General features: G+C 43.9%; 10 protein-coding genes. 8 read left to right on the top strand and 2 right to left on the bottom strand.

Annotated features, from left to right (window positions below; all coding sequences use genetic code 11):
* Positions 1-12 precede the first annotated feature (12 nt).
* From GW828_RS04270 to GW828_RS04260, 3 genes are all read left to right on the top strand, one after another.
* A complete protein-coding gene (locus tag GW828_RS04270) occupies positions 13-1,692 on the top strand; it encodes an FAD-dependent oxidoreductase (RefSeq protein ID WP_124015271.1) in 1,680 nt (559 codons plus the stop codon).
* A 67-nt stretch (positions 1,693-1,759) separates the two neighbouring features.
* Positions 1,760-2,116 (top strand): cytochrome c3 family protein, encoded by a 357-nt coding sequence (locus GW828_RS04265; RefSeq protein WP_124015270.1) that lies wholly within the window; start codon positions 1,760-1,762, stop codon positions 2,114-2,116.
* 65 nt (positions 2,117-2,181) lie between these two features.
* Complete coding sequence (locus GW828_RS04260) at positions 2,182-3,435, top strand: OprD family outer membrane porin (protein WP_273057808.1); 1,254 nt, start codon at positions 2,182-2,184, stop codon at positions 3,433-3,435.
* Between the two features lie 204 nt (positions 3,436-3,639).
* Here GW828_RS04260 and GW828_RS04255 read toward each other — a convergent pair whose 3' ends face one another.
* Positions 3,640-4,047: a VOC family protein gene (locus GW828_RS04255; RefSeq protein ID WP_124015268.1), complete on the bottom strand. Its 408-nt coding sequence runs from the start codon at positions 4,045-4,047 to the stop codon at positions 3,640-3,642.
* A gap of 289 nt (positions 4,048-4,336) precedes the next feature.
* Entirely contained in the window at positions 4,337-6,127 is a 1,791-nt protein-coding gene (locus GW828_RS04250; protein WP_273057809.1) for a flavocytochrome c, read from the bottom strand.
* Positions 6,128-6,528: 401 nt separating this feature from the next.
* Between GW828_RS04250 and GW828_RS04245 the strand changes: the two genes are divergently transcribed.
* The 5 genes from GW828_RS04245 to GW828_RS04225 all read left to right on the top strand — a co-directional run bounded on the left by GW828_RS04245 (position 6,529) and on the right by GW828_RS04225 (position 15,817).
* Positions 6,529-8,496, top strand: coding sequence for an ATP-binding protein (locus tag GW828_RS04245; protein WP_273057810.1), 1,968 nt, complete (start codon positions 6,529-6,531; stop codon positions 8,494-8,496).
* Positions 8,493-9,872: a sigma-54-dependent transcriptional regulator gene (locus GW828_RS04240; protein ID WP_273057811.1), complete on the top strand. Its 1,380-nt coding sequence runs from the start codon at positions 8,493-8,495 to the stop codon at positions 9,870-9,872. Before GW828_RS04245 ends, GW828_RS04240 begins: the two co-directional genes overlap by 4 nt.
* 178 nt (positions 9,873-10,050) lie before the next feature.
* A complete protein-coding gene (locus GW828_RS04235; RefSeq protein ID WP_273057812.1) occupies positions 10,051-11,454 on the top strand; it encodes a TolC family protein in 1,404 nt (467 codons plus the stop codon).
* The gene (locus GW828_RS04230) at positions 11,444-12,652 is read left to right on the top strand and encodes an efflux RND transporter periplasmic adaptor subunit (protein ID WP_124015263.1); all 1,209 of its coding nucleotides are present in this window, start codon (positions 11,444-11,446) and stop codon (positions 12,650-12,652) included. The genes GW828_RS04235 and GW828_RS04230 overlap by 11 nt, the downstream gene beginning before the upstream one ends.
* Positions 12,653-12,655: 3 nt before the next feature.
* Positions 12,656-15,817, top strand: coding sequence for an efflux RND transporter permease subunit (locus tag GW828_RS04225; protein WP_273057813.1), 3,162 nt, complete (start codon positions 12,656-12,658; stop codon positions 15,815-15,817).
* The last annotated feature ends 15 nt before the right edge of the window (positions 15,818-15,832 follow it).

Raw genomic sequence — 15,832 nt, 5'->3', positions numbered from 1 at the left:
AGGAGTATGACAATGAGTAATAATGATTCAAAGAAGCCGGAAGCAATCGATCAATACACCGCGAATGTCCTGCAAAATGGTATTTCACGACGTAGCTTTTTAACTCGTGCTGCAGTGGGTACTGGCGCAGTTGCATTTACCGGTCTAAGTGGCGGAATGGCTTCTGCTGCAACAGATGAAGCCTGCCAAAACGCAGCTAAAAGTTCAGATGGCGGCGCAACGTTAGAGTTTATGCCTAAGCCGAAACCGATTTCTGACAGACTGATCGTATCGACACAAACGTTCGACGTGGTTGTGGTTGGTGCGGGTGCTTCAGGTGTTCCTGCAGCACTATCAGCGGCTGAGAATGGCGCTAAAGTTGCGGTATTACAAAAGCAAGCGATTGTCGTTTCTCAAGGTAACACAGGTTCTGGTATTGATTTGGCCAACAGCGATAAGGCTGGTGTCGAAGCCATGGTTAGCCGTTTAATGAGCGACAGTGCTCACCGTTGTCACCCTGAACTTGTTAGAGAATGGGCGTATAACTCTGGTGAGGCAGTTTCTTGGGTTATCGATCGTGCTAAAAAAGGTGGCGCGCAAATCGTAGACCAAGGCACTAAAGTGCAACATGGTATCCGTGGTGTCACTGAACATAAGCTCAATTTTGTGACCTCATTTTGTGGCCCTAAGCCATATACCACAGGTGACGGCATGCGTGATTTAGCTAAAGTAGCTGAAAAAGCGGGTGTTAAATTCTTCTTCAACATGCCTGCACAACAACTAATCCAAGATGAATCTGGCAAAGTTATTGGTGTTATTGCCAAAGACCGTGATGGCAAATACCACAAATACCTTGCTAAAAAAGGTGTGATTTTGTCGTCTGGTGATTATCAGAATAACGAAGCAATGTGTAACTTCTTCATTCCTGATTTGAAGCATTTTGAACGCAAGCAAATGGATCGTACTGGCGATGGTTTCTCTATGGCTTACTGGGCCGGTGGCGTAATCGAACCTATCGGTCATACCAAAATGTTGCACGATTTTGACGCCGGTCCAGCTTCAATGTGTGATATGCCATTCCTTGCTGTTAACCGCAAAGGTAATCGTTTCGTCAATGAAACGGTTGAAATGTCATTGATGAATAACTACCTACGTGATGCAGAAAATGCGGGTAACTACTCTCAAGTCTTTGATTCTAATTACATGGACCAAGCTGCTAACTGGCCTGGAAAACTGTACTCACCTGAAGAAATGAAAATCTATATGCCTGAAGATCCAGCGCCTAAGGTCGGCGTGTTTGCATCTCAGACAAATACCTACTCAGCCAATACCTTGGAAGAGCTTGCAGTAAAACTGGAATGTGACCCTAAAACCTTCGTTGCCAATGTTAAGCGCTATAACGAGCTTTGCAAAACCGGTAAAGATGACGATTTTGGTAAGCCTTCATCAAAAATGCTTCCTGTTGTTAAAGCCCCTTTCTATGGCATTCACCGCCGCATGCGTATCTCAACCCTTTGTTCAGGAATGCTAGTCGATAAAAATCATCAAGCGCTTGATGCTGATGGCAACAAAATTGGCGGCTTATTCGTTATCGGTAACTTAGGTGGTGGCTTCTATGGTGGCGTTGATTACCCACTGACTGTATTCGGATTGTCACTAGGACGTTGTTATACGTTTGGCTACTTAGCAGGTAGGTATGTGGCCAAGCTATAAAACGAACACCCAGTTAAATGGATGCCTGACACTTGGCAACCTTCCCAATGAATAATGGAATAACACAATGAAGAAATTAACACTGCGCAACATCATGCTTTGTCTTGCATTGAGCTTTTTCGCAAGCGGTGCAATGGCAAACAATAACACCTTATTGGATCAAACTCATGCGGCTAAAGGACTCAAATGTGCTAGCTGCCACGGTAAAGCTGAAATTCGTGAACCTGTGACTATGTCTAAATGCGTGACATGTCATAACACCCAAAAGCTAGCAGCCAAAACCAAGAATGTGAAACCTACAAATCCACATGAAAATCGTCATTTTGGCACTGAAACTGACTGCCTTAAATGTCACAGCGTACACCAAAAGTCAGAGAACTACTGTGGCAGTTGCCACCTTCGTTTTGACTTTGTTGTGCCATAAGTCGGCCATTTGGCACCTTAATATCTCGACCATAAGAAAAGTTAACAATAATTAGGATGAGAAAAATGATGATGAAAACAAAACTACTACCTTTGGTTGTGGCATGCCTAGCAGCAAGCCCAGCCTTTGCGGCCGAGCCAATGGCCAATTTATTTAATGACGGCAGTGTAAATGGTCAATTTCAATTATTTGACTTCCAACGTAACTTTGATGGCGATAGTACTGATCGACGTGATACATCATTCGGTGGTCTTTTCTACCTGCGATCCGGAGAAGCTAACGGTATAAGCTTTGGCAGTTCATTTGCTTCAGCTAACCCAATTTGGGATGCAAACGATGATGGTCTGTATGGCCTTGTTGGTGGTGGAGCGCCGGGCTCTAAGGTTGAACGTACATCTGTTAACCGTTTGCAAGAATACTTTGTTAGCGGCAACTGGTACGACACTAAAATAGTGGTTGGTGCGCAAGAGTTACGAACTCCCATGATGAACCCGTTCCCATTAAGAGCAATCCCGTTCACCTATCGCGGTGCCAGTATTAAGAATACCTCAATTGAGAACTTGGGCGTGTCAGCGCTGTATATCACTGATTACATGGGCTGGACCAACGAAGAGTTTGCTAGTGTGGCTGATGGTATCCGGGGGGAATTTGCACGTAAGGGCGTTTTCATCGATGTTGAAGACAACCCTATTTACGCCTTAGGTTTAGATTACAATCTGCCGTTAAATGCGGTCAAAGCCAAAACCAGTCTGTGGTACTACTCCATGGAAGACGTTTACAATCAGTATCATGTGAAATTGGACATGAGCGGTAAAATGGGCGCTGCCAACTGGTACTTCATTCCGTCTTATTTAAAACAAGACTCTACAGGTAAGCTAGATCAGAGCGCTGCACAGTTTGATACTTACCAGGCTGGGTTCCATTTAGGGATGAAATGGAGTGGGTTTGATGCCACGATTAAGTACGCAAAAACCGGTGATGGCGATGTTGTTGCCCCATTTGGTGATGAAAAAGTGATCATTCAGCAGGTGATTCAGTCTTCGCGTGCTAATGAAGAAGGTTACGGTGCTCAGCTAGCATACAACTTTGCACCTGACTCTGCTCTCAGTGGTGTGAGCACATATCTTAACTGGGCTAGTTATCAGATTGATGGTGATTCAAGTAAAGACATTGATGAAACCGACTTGTCTGTTACTTACGATCTTTCTCAGTTTGTAAATGGTCTAAGTGTACGCGCACGTCATGCCATTGTTAATTACTCTACAGGCGATGACCTAACTGACACTCGTTTTTACGTCTACTATAAATTTGCTTTGTAATTGGGTTACAGCATATAGACTAGCTCTAAAATAGAGTGACGTTTTGTTAAGCCAGTTGGAATATCCAACTGGCTTTTTTATGTCAGTTAGCTTGCAGAATGCGTGGTTTAGGTTGTCAGCATAGAATGATCGATGCTGATTTCCTCGGTGTAGAAATCAAGTGTGTCGTTATAATTTTGCTGGAATTATGAATGGATTAATTATCTATTTCGGATGTTTATCATTTAACTGCAGTAAATCCCAAAGATTGCCATAAAGATCTTCAAATACCGCCACAGTGCCATAGTCTTGCTCTTGAGGCGGGCGCACAAACTTAATCCCATCAAGTTGCATGCGGTTATAGTCGCGCCAAAAGTCATCGGTATTCAAAAAAAGAAATACCCGTCCGCCAGCTTGGTTACCAATAAAATCATGTTGCTCTGGTTTTGATGCCCGCGCTAACAGCAAAGATACCCCGTTTGAACCCGGAGGTGCGACTACAACCCAGCGTTTGTCTTGTTCTGCTTGATAGGTGTCTTCAATCAATTCAAACTTCAATTTATTGACATAAAAATCGATGGCTTCATCGTAATCATTCACCACTAGCGCGATGTGAACTATAGACTGTTTCATTATTATCCTTTGATAGCTTTGTAAGTTAGCGTTGTATATTAGCTAGTGAGTTAATGCAAAATTTACTGTGCCATCGATTATGCATTAATTAATCTGAACTCGGGATAACAAATACCTCGCAAACAGCCCTTTGCCTTGCTAACTGCGTTATTTTTTACATGAGAAGACTTGCAACAGGCCCGCTATTGACGCGTTAATTGGTCAGGTTTGGTGATCTTGACGCATAAAAAAAGCCACAGTAATGAACTGTGGCTTACTGATACTAGCGAGTCAGTTAATTCTAAATCGATTAGTTCTTTTTAGAATATTTTGCCGCTTCTTCACCTGCTAAGCGACCGAAGGTGATGATGCCTGAAATTGCATTGCCACCTAAGCGGTTAGCACCATGAACACCACCAGTGACTTCACCAGCGCCATACAAGCCAGGTATAACCTGTTTCTGAGCATTCATGACTTCAGTTTTAGTGTCGATCATCACGCCACCCATAGTGTGGTGAACCCCAGGTGTCACTTCGATTGCATAGTAGTTACCTTCGTTTAGTGCACGAGGTAGATTTGGACGCTCAAAATCAGTGTCTTTACCGCTGCTCACTAAGCTATTATAACGTGCAACTGTTTCGGTTAACGCTTTACCGTCAATACCTTCCATCTTGCCTAATTTCACTAAGCTGTCTGCCGATGGTGCAACACCTAAACCAATATACTTATCGATTTTAGACAGTGATTTACGTACAGAGTCATCAAAAATCAAATAAGCTGATTTACCCGTTTGCGCTAAGATTGCCGCTGATGCTTTATCACGAGTGGTAATTTCGTTAACGAAACGCTTACCTTCACGGTTAACCAAAATCGCACCATTACCACGTACCGCTTCAGTGACCATTACGCCACCTTTTACTGATAGTGTTGGATGAGCTTGGATGTATTCCATGTCTTTCAAAGCGCCACCGGCATTTTCAGCCACATCCAGACCATCACCTACAGCACCAGGTTGGTTAGTAGAGATAAAGCCTTTTAATGAAGGATCAAGCTTAGCGACACGTTCGTTATTTTTAGCGAAACCACCCGTTGCTAAGATGACTGCATCGGCTTTCACCCAGTAGTAACCTTTATACATTCCCTTAACCAGAATACCTTTCACTTTGCCGCTGTCATCTTTAAGCACTTCAATGCCACGAGTGTTCATGCGTAAGTCGATATTGCGTTTTACGGCATTATCATAAAGCACTTGAACAACATGAGCACCCACACCTGCGCCACCAGTTGGACGGTGTGCACGCTTAACCGATGCACCACCCATCATGCCAACATCGGTTAAATCGGCGCCCATTTTGGTCATCCAATCAACTGAGCCTTTAGAGTGCGAGCTTAAGACTTCAACTAATGCTGGATCGTTTATATCGCGGCCGCCTTTCATGGTGTCTTTGAACATTAGCTCAGGGCTATCTTTAATTTCTTTGGCTTTTTGTTGATCAGTCCAAGCAGCGTTCATGCCACCTGCAGCCAATTTAGCGTTACCGCCGATAACAGGCTCTTTTTCAATCAGAATGACTTTCGCACCATTATCTGTTGCCGATATTGCCGCAGAGAAACCTGCGCCACCAGAACCGACAACCACTACATCAACCGTATCGTGAGGTGCACTAGCAAGAGCAGCCTGACGTTCTGTTTTATCTTTGGCCAGTTCAGCAATAGTGGGTTCGTCACGTTTCCATTTTTTAGCATATGGCATATTGAAATCGAAGCTGTGGCAAGAATCACAGTACACCATCGATTTTTCGTGCGCGCTGTGACATGAGGTACAAGCCACTTCACCAGGAAAATGTGAAGCATGGGCATTGTAATGTTCATGTTTTGTGGTTTCAGCCACTTTAGCTAAAGTGCCATGGCAAGAAACACATTGGGCATTTTCATAGGTTAAGCTGTCGTTTGATAGCTCGCCATCTGGAGTATGACAGCTATCACACTCTTGGTTTTGCTCATGGAATTCAGCTAAGTTATCAGCCGCAACAGCGTTGCCCATTAGGCCTGCTGTGCCCATTAGCGTGGCAAGGCAGACTGCAAGTTTCATTTTTTTCATTTTTGCTCCTCCTTCTAAACCTAATGATGCTTAGTTGATTAGGTATAAAAGCCAGTTATTGTTTTAGTGTGGCTGAAGTGAGATCACTTCACTTTAAAAGTTCGGTCTAAAATTAGGTGTTAAGTTGTTCAGCGGTTACTTCTGCTTACCTTAATCTTTATCCATGCCACTAAAACCAGCAATAAGATAAACACCAGCAGTGACAGAAATGACAACTCAATCACAAGCATGAAAAGGTGCTATGCAAAGATGCATAGCTATAAGGGCGTGTATGCACTTTTGCATAGCTTATGTGGCGCTAGATCACATCGAATTAATATTTAGGTAAAAGGTACATAATGATTTACTAATTCGCGGAATGCGGCACAGTTTCAAATGAGCGAAATAGTTAACATCGCAGTATGAAGATCCTATTACTATTAGTTATTACCCTCACTTTTCCTGCATTCGCGCAAGACAGCATTGTGCTAGGTGTGCATTCAAAAACAGCGCCATTAGAGTGGCGTAATAACGGAGTGGATCAAGGATTTAACATTGAGTTGATGGATAGAATTGGTCAGCTTACTAACAAGCGCATTCTTGTGCGGCGTAAGAGTTTTCAGCAATTAGTTCAAGATGTGTATAACCCTAACAGCGATATTGACGTGATTGTTGTGGTGAGCCCGGTGAACATGGATCGTAAGTTGGCTCAATCTGATCCTATCTATGCCACCCACGCTAAAGCTTATACTTTGCAGGGTAAGGGGTTAATTAACAGTTGGGCAGATTTGATTGGTAAGCGGGTGGCCATTAAAAAAGGCGCTTTTGTTGATGTTTTTTTATCTGATCATCTGCAAAACTTTGATCGCGTGGATGTTGATTTGTATGAAACCGGTTTTCAATTACTGATTAAAAATCAAGTCGACGTGGTGATTGCTGAAAGCTTTGTTGCGCGGCGTTTACTTCCGTTGTATCCATCGGTGCGCAGTTCGAGTGATGCCCTCATTTATGGCGCGTTTAATTTTGTCGCTAATGAGTCGAAAACTGAACTCATGTATCAAATTAATGAAGCGCTTAGGCAGTTAAAATTATCAGGCGAATACGACAGACTGGTTAATAAATGGTTTGGTACCGGGCGTGAAAAAGTGGATTTAACCTCTTCTGAAAAGCGCATGTTTGCTCTAGCCATTTTAGTGGCGATTATTTCTGCTATCGGGATGATTTTCACCGGATTGATAAGCGCTAGTTTACGCCGTCATACTAAAGCCCTTGATGCCGAACTCATTCAGCGCAGGCGCATTGAAGCTGAGATATCTGAATTATCTAAACAGTTCCAATCTGTTCTCGATGGCATCCCCAATGGTGTAACCATAGTAAACCAAGACTTGCAGCATTTATGGAGTAACGATAACAATATTCATTTGTTAGATTCAGCAGCATTTTACTATATCGACAACCATGCATTTGTTCTTAAAACGGCGGTGCTCGAGGTACTCTCTAGCCAAACCCCCTTGATTGCAGAGATGCGCTATCAACAGCAGTTTTGGCAATTACAAATCCATCCTATTGCAGAAAAACAAGTGGTGATTCTACTTGAGGAAACCACTGAGCAGCATAGATTGAGGCAAGCAAATGAAGAAGTTAGCCGCTTAGCGTCACTAGGGGAGTTGTCTGCGGGAATTGCTCATGAAATCAATAATCCAACCGGCCTGATTGTGCATGCGGTATCATTATTTACCGCGGCCTTAAAAGACTTAACCCCAGCAGCAAGGCATTATCAGCAACAAAATCCTTTTTGGCTTATTGCAGGATTACCCCCAGATGTTGCCATTGAAGAGCTTCAGTACAGTTGCGGCTCTATTGAAGAGGGCGCCAAACGTATCAGCCGAATTGTTAATGATTTAAAACGTTATGCCATGCCGCATATTGCCGATCAATATGCTCGAGTAAGCCTAAATGACGTGGTTCAAGTTGCCCAGCGTCTTACCGCTAATCAAACCAAGGTCCATCAGATCAGCATGAGGTTATGTCAACCTAGTCCTATAATTAAGGGCGATGCGCAACAGTTACATCAGGTATTAATCAACCTTATTCAAAATGCTTGTCATGCCTGCACTGAACAACATGGCGAGATTATTATAGAAACTCGCATTGCTGGCAATACGGCAATATTGAGCATTATCGATAACGGTTGCGGCATGAATAGCGCCACGCTCAAACGTATTACCGAGCCCTTTTTTACCACCCGTCGCAACGAGGGCGGCAGTGGTTTGGGTTTATCGGTATGCAGCAAAATAATTAAAGAGCATCAAGGCGAAATGCAGATGCAGTCGAGTTTAGGCAAAGGCACGCAAATTAGTCTGATTTTTGCATTGGAACAACACATATGAAATTGGCCAGAAATATTCTGTTAATCGACGACGAAGCCGCCTGGTTACGCACACTCGCGATAACCCTTAACCGTCTCGTTCCTGAGGCTGACATAGATACTTGTTTAGACAGCCGTCAAGTACACAGCCGCTTACAAGTGGGTGATTATGCGCTAGTACTGGTCGATCTTACTATGCCATTTCACTCTGGCGAAGAGCTGTTAGCGATGATCCGCAGTGACTTTCCCAATACTCGGGTGATTATTGTGACTGGGGTGAATGAGGTTGATACCGCAGTGCGCTGTATTAAAAATGGCGCTTATGACTACTTCATCAAAACAGACAATGTCGATAATCTCGCGCGTACGGTACGCCGAGCGCTAGAAGTGGTTGGGCTTGAAAGAAACTACCTGTATATCAAAGAAAAATTCTTAAGTCGTACTCTAGATAACCCGCAAGCGTTCAATAATATTTTAACTTGTGAGCCACAGTTATTAGATCAATTTCGTTATCTTGAAGCCGTATCTTGTAGCCCTGAACCCTTGCTAATTTATGGTGAAAGCGGCACTGGCAAAAGCGAGTTCGCCAAATCTTGCCATGCGCTTTATAACCCGAATGAACCTTTTATTAGCATTAATCTTGCCGGTATTAGTAGCGAGTCCTTTGAGCAAAAAATGAGTGGCCAGCTGTATCATCACCATAATGGCGAGCTTGAAGCGGTTGCAGGCCTATTGCATCAAGTAGGAAGTGGGGTGCTGTATTTGAATGAAATAGGCGCGTTGCCTCTGGATGCACAAGTTAAGCTATTAGCGCTGTTAGAAACTAAACAATATTACCCTTTAGGCAGCGACACCGCTTATCCGGTTAAATGTAAGTTTGTGGTATCGACTCAAGATGACTTACTCAAACTACACCAAGCTGGTGAGTTTAGAAGCGATTTACTCTACCGCTTACGGGCTCATAAAATTAAATTACCACCGTTAGCAGAACGGCAGTTAGACATTGCTATGTTAATCAATCATTTCATCGCCCTTGCTGCCGCTGAAATGAATCTACCTGCGCCTATTCAGCCTCCCGATTTAGCGCCCAAACTCGCCAGTTATGATTTTCCTGGTAACCTTCATGAACTCAAAGGCATGGTTTTTGATGCTGTGAGCCGAAGTGATGGCATAGCGCTTAATACCTCTGCTTTTATGGAAGCGATTAATGAACACAAGTCATTAACGGCAGCGCCACAAGACCGCGTTATTTTCCCCAAACAACTGCCCACGATAGCGCAGATGAACCAAGCATTAATGGACGAAGCCATGAGCCGCACTGCCAATAACCAAACCGCAGCAGCGCAAATACTGGGTATTAGTCAAAGTGCGCTGAGCCGCCGGCTTAAAGGGAGTTAGCTGTAAATACAGAATATTTATAAAACATAATTTTGTTCCTATTTACGCTTTTCGCATTTCAATATGGCTCTTTGAGAGATTCATTTACCTAACAACGTTCACCTTAACCTCGCCTTAACCCCTCCATCGGTATGCTGGTGCCATTATTGTGTAATACACAGGTTTGGGGATGCAGTTGATGATGGTAAAACCGGCGCTACGAAAAGCGATGCTGGCACTGATGGTGACGAGCCTGTTGGGCTGCAGCAGTGTCGATAATGTCAATTACGCTGACCGAGCCAGTCAAGCTGAGGCGAATACGAGCCAACGTTTAATTGAGCAGTTGCTGCTGGCCTCAAAGACACAAGATGTGCCGACACAATCGATAGCGCGTTTAACTGACTTAGTTAATGTGCCTGAGTTGCAAAGCTTTATATCTGCTGCTCTGCAGAATAACCCTAGTTTGCAACAAAGCGTAGTGGCATTGAAAATGGCCTATGCCCAACACGGTATTACTTCTGCTAGCCGTTTGCCGTCAGTAGATGCCAGCTTTAGCGGCACTTCAACCGAAGACAGCGATGACAGTTATACCACTGATATTACCGTGAGTTGGGAGCTAGATTTATGGCAAAAAATTGCTGACAGCAGCAACGCTGCATTAAAAGACATTGCCAGCACGCAAGCCAGTCTTCAAAGCGCGCAAGACTTAGTCGCCGCCAACGTGATGCGCAGTTGGTTAGACATTAGCCTTAAACAACAACTTGTGGCGATTGAAACCCAGCGTTTAACGGTATTAGACAACAATAAAGCACTTATTTTAGCGCGTTATCGTGTTGGCTTAGGCAGTTTAGAAGATCTCGATAATGCCAATACTAGTGTCGCCAGTACACAAGCTACCTTAGCCGATTATCAACAACAGCTTGCCCAAAGCAAGCGCGATTTGACCTTGCTTACAGGGCAATGGACCGGCAACGATTTAGCGGTAAACATTACTGCGGAATTTCCTGCAGTGTTGAATCCTATTAGTTCACTAGGGCAACAAAATCTAAGTCAACGTCCTGATATTAAAACTGCATTTTACAATATTGAAGCCGAAGCATTACGTACCGATGCCGCCTATAAGGCTATGTTGCCGTCGATCAGTTTATCAGCCAGTTTGACCGACATGGCGCAGTCGCCAACAGATGCATTACTCACCGGACCTTTATGGAGTGTGCTTGGGCAATTATCTGCGCCCTTGTTCCAAGGTGGCAAATTATCATCACAAGCTGAGTTAGCCCAATTAACCACAGAGCAGCGCTATTGGGTCTATCAAGAAACCCTATTAAATGCGGTTAACGAAGTGGAAAATACTGTGGGCCAAGAATACTCCCTCGCCAAACAACAACAGCATTTAATCGAAGCGCAACTCAGCGCCGAGCGCAGTTTTGTCAGTTACGAGCAAAAGTATCGTCAAGGCTTAGTCGACATTTTTGATTTACTAACCGTGCAACAGCAAACCTTTGATGTTGAAGCGCAACTTGCTAACACCATTTATAACCGTCTTATAAACCGTATTGATTTAGGCCTAGCGTTGGGCTTAGGGGTATTACATGAAGCTTAATCGTCTAAACGTTATTGTCACCGTATTATCATTGGGCAGTATTTTTGCTGCCTTAGGTTATACCGTCTCGCAATTACCGCCTGCGCCTAACCAACAAGCATCTACTACAGAGCAACCTATTAACCCAGTGGCGAGTACAGCAGCAATCTCATTATTACCTCAAGTGGGGGTAGTGGCTGTCAACGGACAACAATATCAAGCTGAAGTCATCGGTTTTGGTGAAGCAAGACCACGTTATGAACTTACGTTAAGCGCCGAAGTAAGCGGTAAGATTGACAGTGTTCATCGTCAGTTTGAATCCGGTCTGGTGATTAAAAAAGGCACAGTATTAGGCCAAATTAATGATATCAGTTATCAGCAAGCATTAACGCAAGCGCAAACCGATGTCGCCCAGGCTGAGCTCGATTTACTCGAGGAACAACGCCAAGGTGAACAAGCAAAATCAGAATGGTTACGTTCAGGTTTTTCTGGTGAGCCTGAATCACCGTTAGTGCTCAGAACACCACAATTGGCCCAAGCGACTGCCGCATTAGAAAATGCCAAGTTAACCCTTAAAAAAGCTAAGCAAGATGTGGCCTATACCAAGATTACTGCGCCATTTGATGCGCTAGTGGTGAGTCGTGATATTCAGCCCGGAAGTTATGTACAAACCGGCACCCAACTGGGCACTTTATACAGCGTTGCAGACGTTGAAATTAATGTGCCATTGTCAGATTTACAGTGGCAAAACCTGCCAGAGTTTGACAATGCACAGCTTGCTAAAACCCCTTGGGATGTCACCTTGTACAGCGCCGATGGTCGTAACCAGTGGCAAGGTTATATTGAGCGTGTTGAACAGCATTTAACCCAAACTAGTCGTCAACGTTCATTAATTGTGGTGGTCGACAATCCACTCACGCAACAAACTCACTTGTATCCAGGCACCTTTGTTAAAGCACAAATCAACGGCAAATCATTAAGTGATTTATGGCAATTACCGTCGTCGGCTATTTCACAACAAGGTGATATTTGGTTTATCAATGATAGCAGTCAATTGGCTAAATCAGCTGCCAATATCGCCTTTGAAAAAGACGGTTTTGTGTATGTATTGCCTATTGTTAGTGAGCAAAGAGGTCGACCGAGCTTAATCCAAATTGTTAAGCGCCCTTTAAGCAGCTTTAAAGTGGGCACTAAGGTGCTTGCTAAGTTAGAGGTTTAAGCCATGTCGGGATCTCAATCTACACACTCAGGGGCGATAGCCTGGTTTGCTAGAAATTCAGTAGCGGCTAACTTGCTGTTAATTGCCATGATAATCGTGGGTCTTTTCTCCTTAGGCAGCTTACGCAAAGAGGCCTTTCCGAGTTTAGAACCCGACAGGGTGACAGTGTCGGTGACTTACGACAGTGGCGACCCAGTGCTGGCTGAAGAAGGCATAGCAATTAAAATTGAAGATGCATTAGAAACCGTGCCGGGCATAAAACGGATAACGTCAACATCCAACGCCAATGGCAGTAGTGTGATAATTGAGAAAACCAGCGCTTATGATTTAGACACTTTACTCACTGATATTAAAACCAATGTCGATGCGATTTATAACTTTCCTAGTGAAGCTGAAAAACCCGTTATTGATAAAATGCGCATGCAAGATCATGCCTTGTGGATTGAGATCTACGGCGATGCTGACCGCGCGACGTTGCAGGCATTAGCCGAACAACTTAAATCGGATTTATTAAGTCAGTCAGCCATTCACGATCTCGAGATTAAAGCCAAAGCCGAACCGATGATTTCTATAGAAATTGATGAAGCTAAGTTGCAAGCCTATGGACTGACGTTTGCCTCCGTGGCCAGTGCTGTGAATGCCGAATCGTCAGCATCCATTTCGACTAGCCTATATAACGACGACAAAACCGTGCGGCTAAAAGTATCACAGCAAGCTTACCAATTAGACGATTTTATGGCGATTCCGGTGATCACCAACAGTCAAGGTTCGCTGATAACCTTAGGTGATATTGCGACTATTAAAGACGGTTTTGCCGACGATACCTTTGTGTTGTCGCGTTATAACCAAGCTAACTCAAGCGCGATTGAAATTGTGATGGACGAAAATGGCGATATTGTTGATATTGTTGAGCAAGCTAAGCAAGTCGTCGAAAAATGGCGCAGTTCTAATGTATTACCCGACAACGTCAGTATTGCTACTTGGCATGACAAAAGCACGCTGATTATCGAACGCTTAAGCTTATTGGTTAAAAATGCCTTGAGTGGTATCGCTTTGGTATTCATTATTTTAGCGTTATTTTTAAACTTGCGAGTGGCGTTTTGGGTTGCTGCAGGGTTACCGTTTGTGTTCTTCGGCACCTTGTTTTTTATGAGCAATACTTTTGCTGGCTTAAGCCTAAATGAAATGACCACTTTTGGATTTATTATGGCGCTGGGGATTGTCGTCGATGATGCAGTGGTGGTGGGCGAGAGTGTTTATAGCACTCGGCAAAAATACGGCGACAACATCGACAACACTATCAAAGGTACTTTAAAAGTGGCAACCCCAACGATATTTGGTGTGTTAACCACAGTAGTCGCTTTTGTTGCCTTAGCTAATGTTGAAGGTAATTTAGGGCAGATTTATGCCCAGTTTGGTACTGTCGTCGCCATTTGTTTGATGTTGTCGTTGGTTGAATCTAAATTTATTCTACCGTCACATTTAGCGCATATTAATACTCAAAAAAGTGCCAAGAAATCATGGTTTAATCATATCCAACATGCTGCCGATAGTGGCTTGCAGTGGTTTAGTCGAGTGATTTATCAGCCACTTATTGAGTTTGCATTACGGTTTCGTTATGCGGTGGTATTGCTGTTTATCGCACTGTTTATTGTGGTTGCAGGTATGCCGATAACGGGCAGCGTGCGAGTGGCATTTTTTCCTGATATTGCTGGCGACACTGTCGTTGCCGACTTTTCGATGCAAAATGACGCCAGTTTTGGCCAGACCTATAAAAATTTAATGACCTTAGAAACTGCTGCAAAACAAGTCGATGCTCAGCTGGTGGCCGAACAACAGCATAATAAGGACAGCTATTTAACCAGCTTGCATGTGATGGCAAGCAGCAGTGACTCGGGCCAAGTTCAGGTTGAGTTAGCGCCAGACAGTCCTTATAGCCTCAAAGAATTTAGCCAAAAATGGCTTGAGCTTGTTGGCCAAATGGAAGGCATAAAAAAGCTGAAAATATTGTCGAAGCAAGAAATGCTTGATAATTTTAAAGTGGAAATTAAAGCCAGCGATACCGATTCCGTCTTTGCTGTTGGCCAAGCGATAAAAGCGCAGCTAGAAACCATGGATGGCGTCAGTGGTATCGATAACAATTTAGACATAGGCGAGCCGCAATATCGTTTTGAATTAACCGCGCAAGGTCGGGCCCTGGGATTTGACACCGAAACCTTATCGAGCCAGATATTGCAGTCATTTGGCGGTGGTGTAGTACAGCGTTTTCAACGTGGCAAAGATGAGGTAAAAGTACGAGTACGTTACCCTGATGAAGATCGTCAAACCATCGAAGATATTAAGCTTGCCAATGTTCGAACTAGCGACGGTACTATTGTGCCATTAAGCCACGTGGCGCAGATTTTTAATGATTACCAACCGTCGAACATTACCCGTATTGACAGTCAACGGGCGGTATACATCAGTGCTGTACTAGACAAAGATAAAATTGCCTCAAACGAGCTTGTTAGTCAGCTAAAGCAGACGTTAGTGCCGCAGTTAGCAGTGCAATACCCCGGTGTGAGTTTCAATTTTGCCGGTGAGGCTGAGCAACAAGCTGAAACCACAAGTTCGATAGGGTCGATGTTTGTGCTGGCGTTAATTGCCATTTATGCCTTGCTAGCCATCCCGTTAAAATCATACATACAACCGGTGATTATCATGACCGCGATTCCGTTTGGTATTGTTGGCGCCATTTTAGGCCATTGGTGGAATGACTTAACCATTAGTATTTTATCGTTAAATGGTATTTTGGCCTTAAGTGGCGTGGTGGTAAACGACAGTCTATTGCTGGTATCGCGCTATAACGAGTTGATTAAAGAAGAGGGATTGTCGGTACACGATGCTATTGTTGAGTCATGTACCAGCCGGCTTCGTGCGGTATTGCTTACCTCAGTGACGACCTTTGCTGGTTTAGCACCTTTGTTAGGCGAAACCTCGTCACAAGCACAGTTTTTAATACCTGCTGCGGCAGCGCTGGGTTATGGTATTTTATTTGCTACCGTCATCACCTTGATTTTGACGCCATCTTTGTTGCTCATTCAATGTGAGTTGAAAGCATTTATCAATCACGTTATGGCTAAACTGCGCCCAAATCACCATACGACAAGCTCAGTGGCGTCGTAAACCGAGGAATATATT

The organism is Shewanella vesiculosa (assembly GCF_009994065.1).
Lineage (GTDB): Bacteria > Pseudomonadota > Gammaproteobacteria > Enterobacterales > Shewanellaceae > Shewanella > Shewanella vesiculosa.
Note: the sequence above shows the minus strand (reverse complement) of the source record. Positions and strands in the feature narration are given on the sequence as shown.

Coding starts and splice junctions, on each gene's coding strand:
- GW828_RS04270 (WP_124015271.1), top strand. CDS start 13: ATGAGTAATAATGATTCAAAGAAGCCGGAAGCAATCGATCAATACACC.
- GW828_RS04265 (WP_124015270.1), top strand. CDS start 1,760: ATGAAGAAATTAACACTGCGCAACATCATGCTTTGTCTTGCATTGAGC.
- GW828_RS04260 (WP_273057808.1), top strand. CDS start 2,182: ATGATGATGAAAACAAAACTACTACCTTTGGTTGTGGCATGCCTAGCA.
- GW828_RS04255 (WP_124015268.1), bottom strand. CDS start 4,047: ATGAAACAGTCTATAGTTCACATCGCGCTAGTGGTGAATGATTACGAT.
- GW828_RS04250 (WP_273057809.1), bottom strand. CDS start 6,127: ATGAAAAAAATGAAACTTGCAGTCTGCCTTGCCACGCTAATGGGCACA.
- GW828_RS04245 (WP_273057810.1), top strand. CDS start 6,529: ATGAAGATCCTATTACTATTAGTTATTACCCTCACTTTTCCTGCATTC.
- GW828_RS04240 (WP_273057811.1), top strand. CDS start 8,493: ATGAAATTGGCCAGAAATATTCTGTTAATCGACGACGAAGCCGCCTGG.
- GW828_RS04235 (WP_273057812.1), top strand. CDS start 10,051: ATGATGGTAAAACCGGCGCTACGAAAAGCGATGCTGGCACTGATGGTG.
- GW828_RS04230 (WP_124015263.1), top strand. CDS start 11,444: ATGAAGCTTAATCGTCTAAACGTTATTGTCACCGTATTATCATTGGGC.
- GW828_RS04225 (WP_273057813.1), top strand. CDS start 12,656: ATGTCGGGATCTCAATCTACACACTCAGGGGCGATAGCCTGGTTTGCT.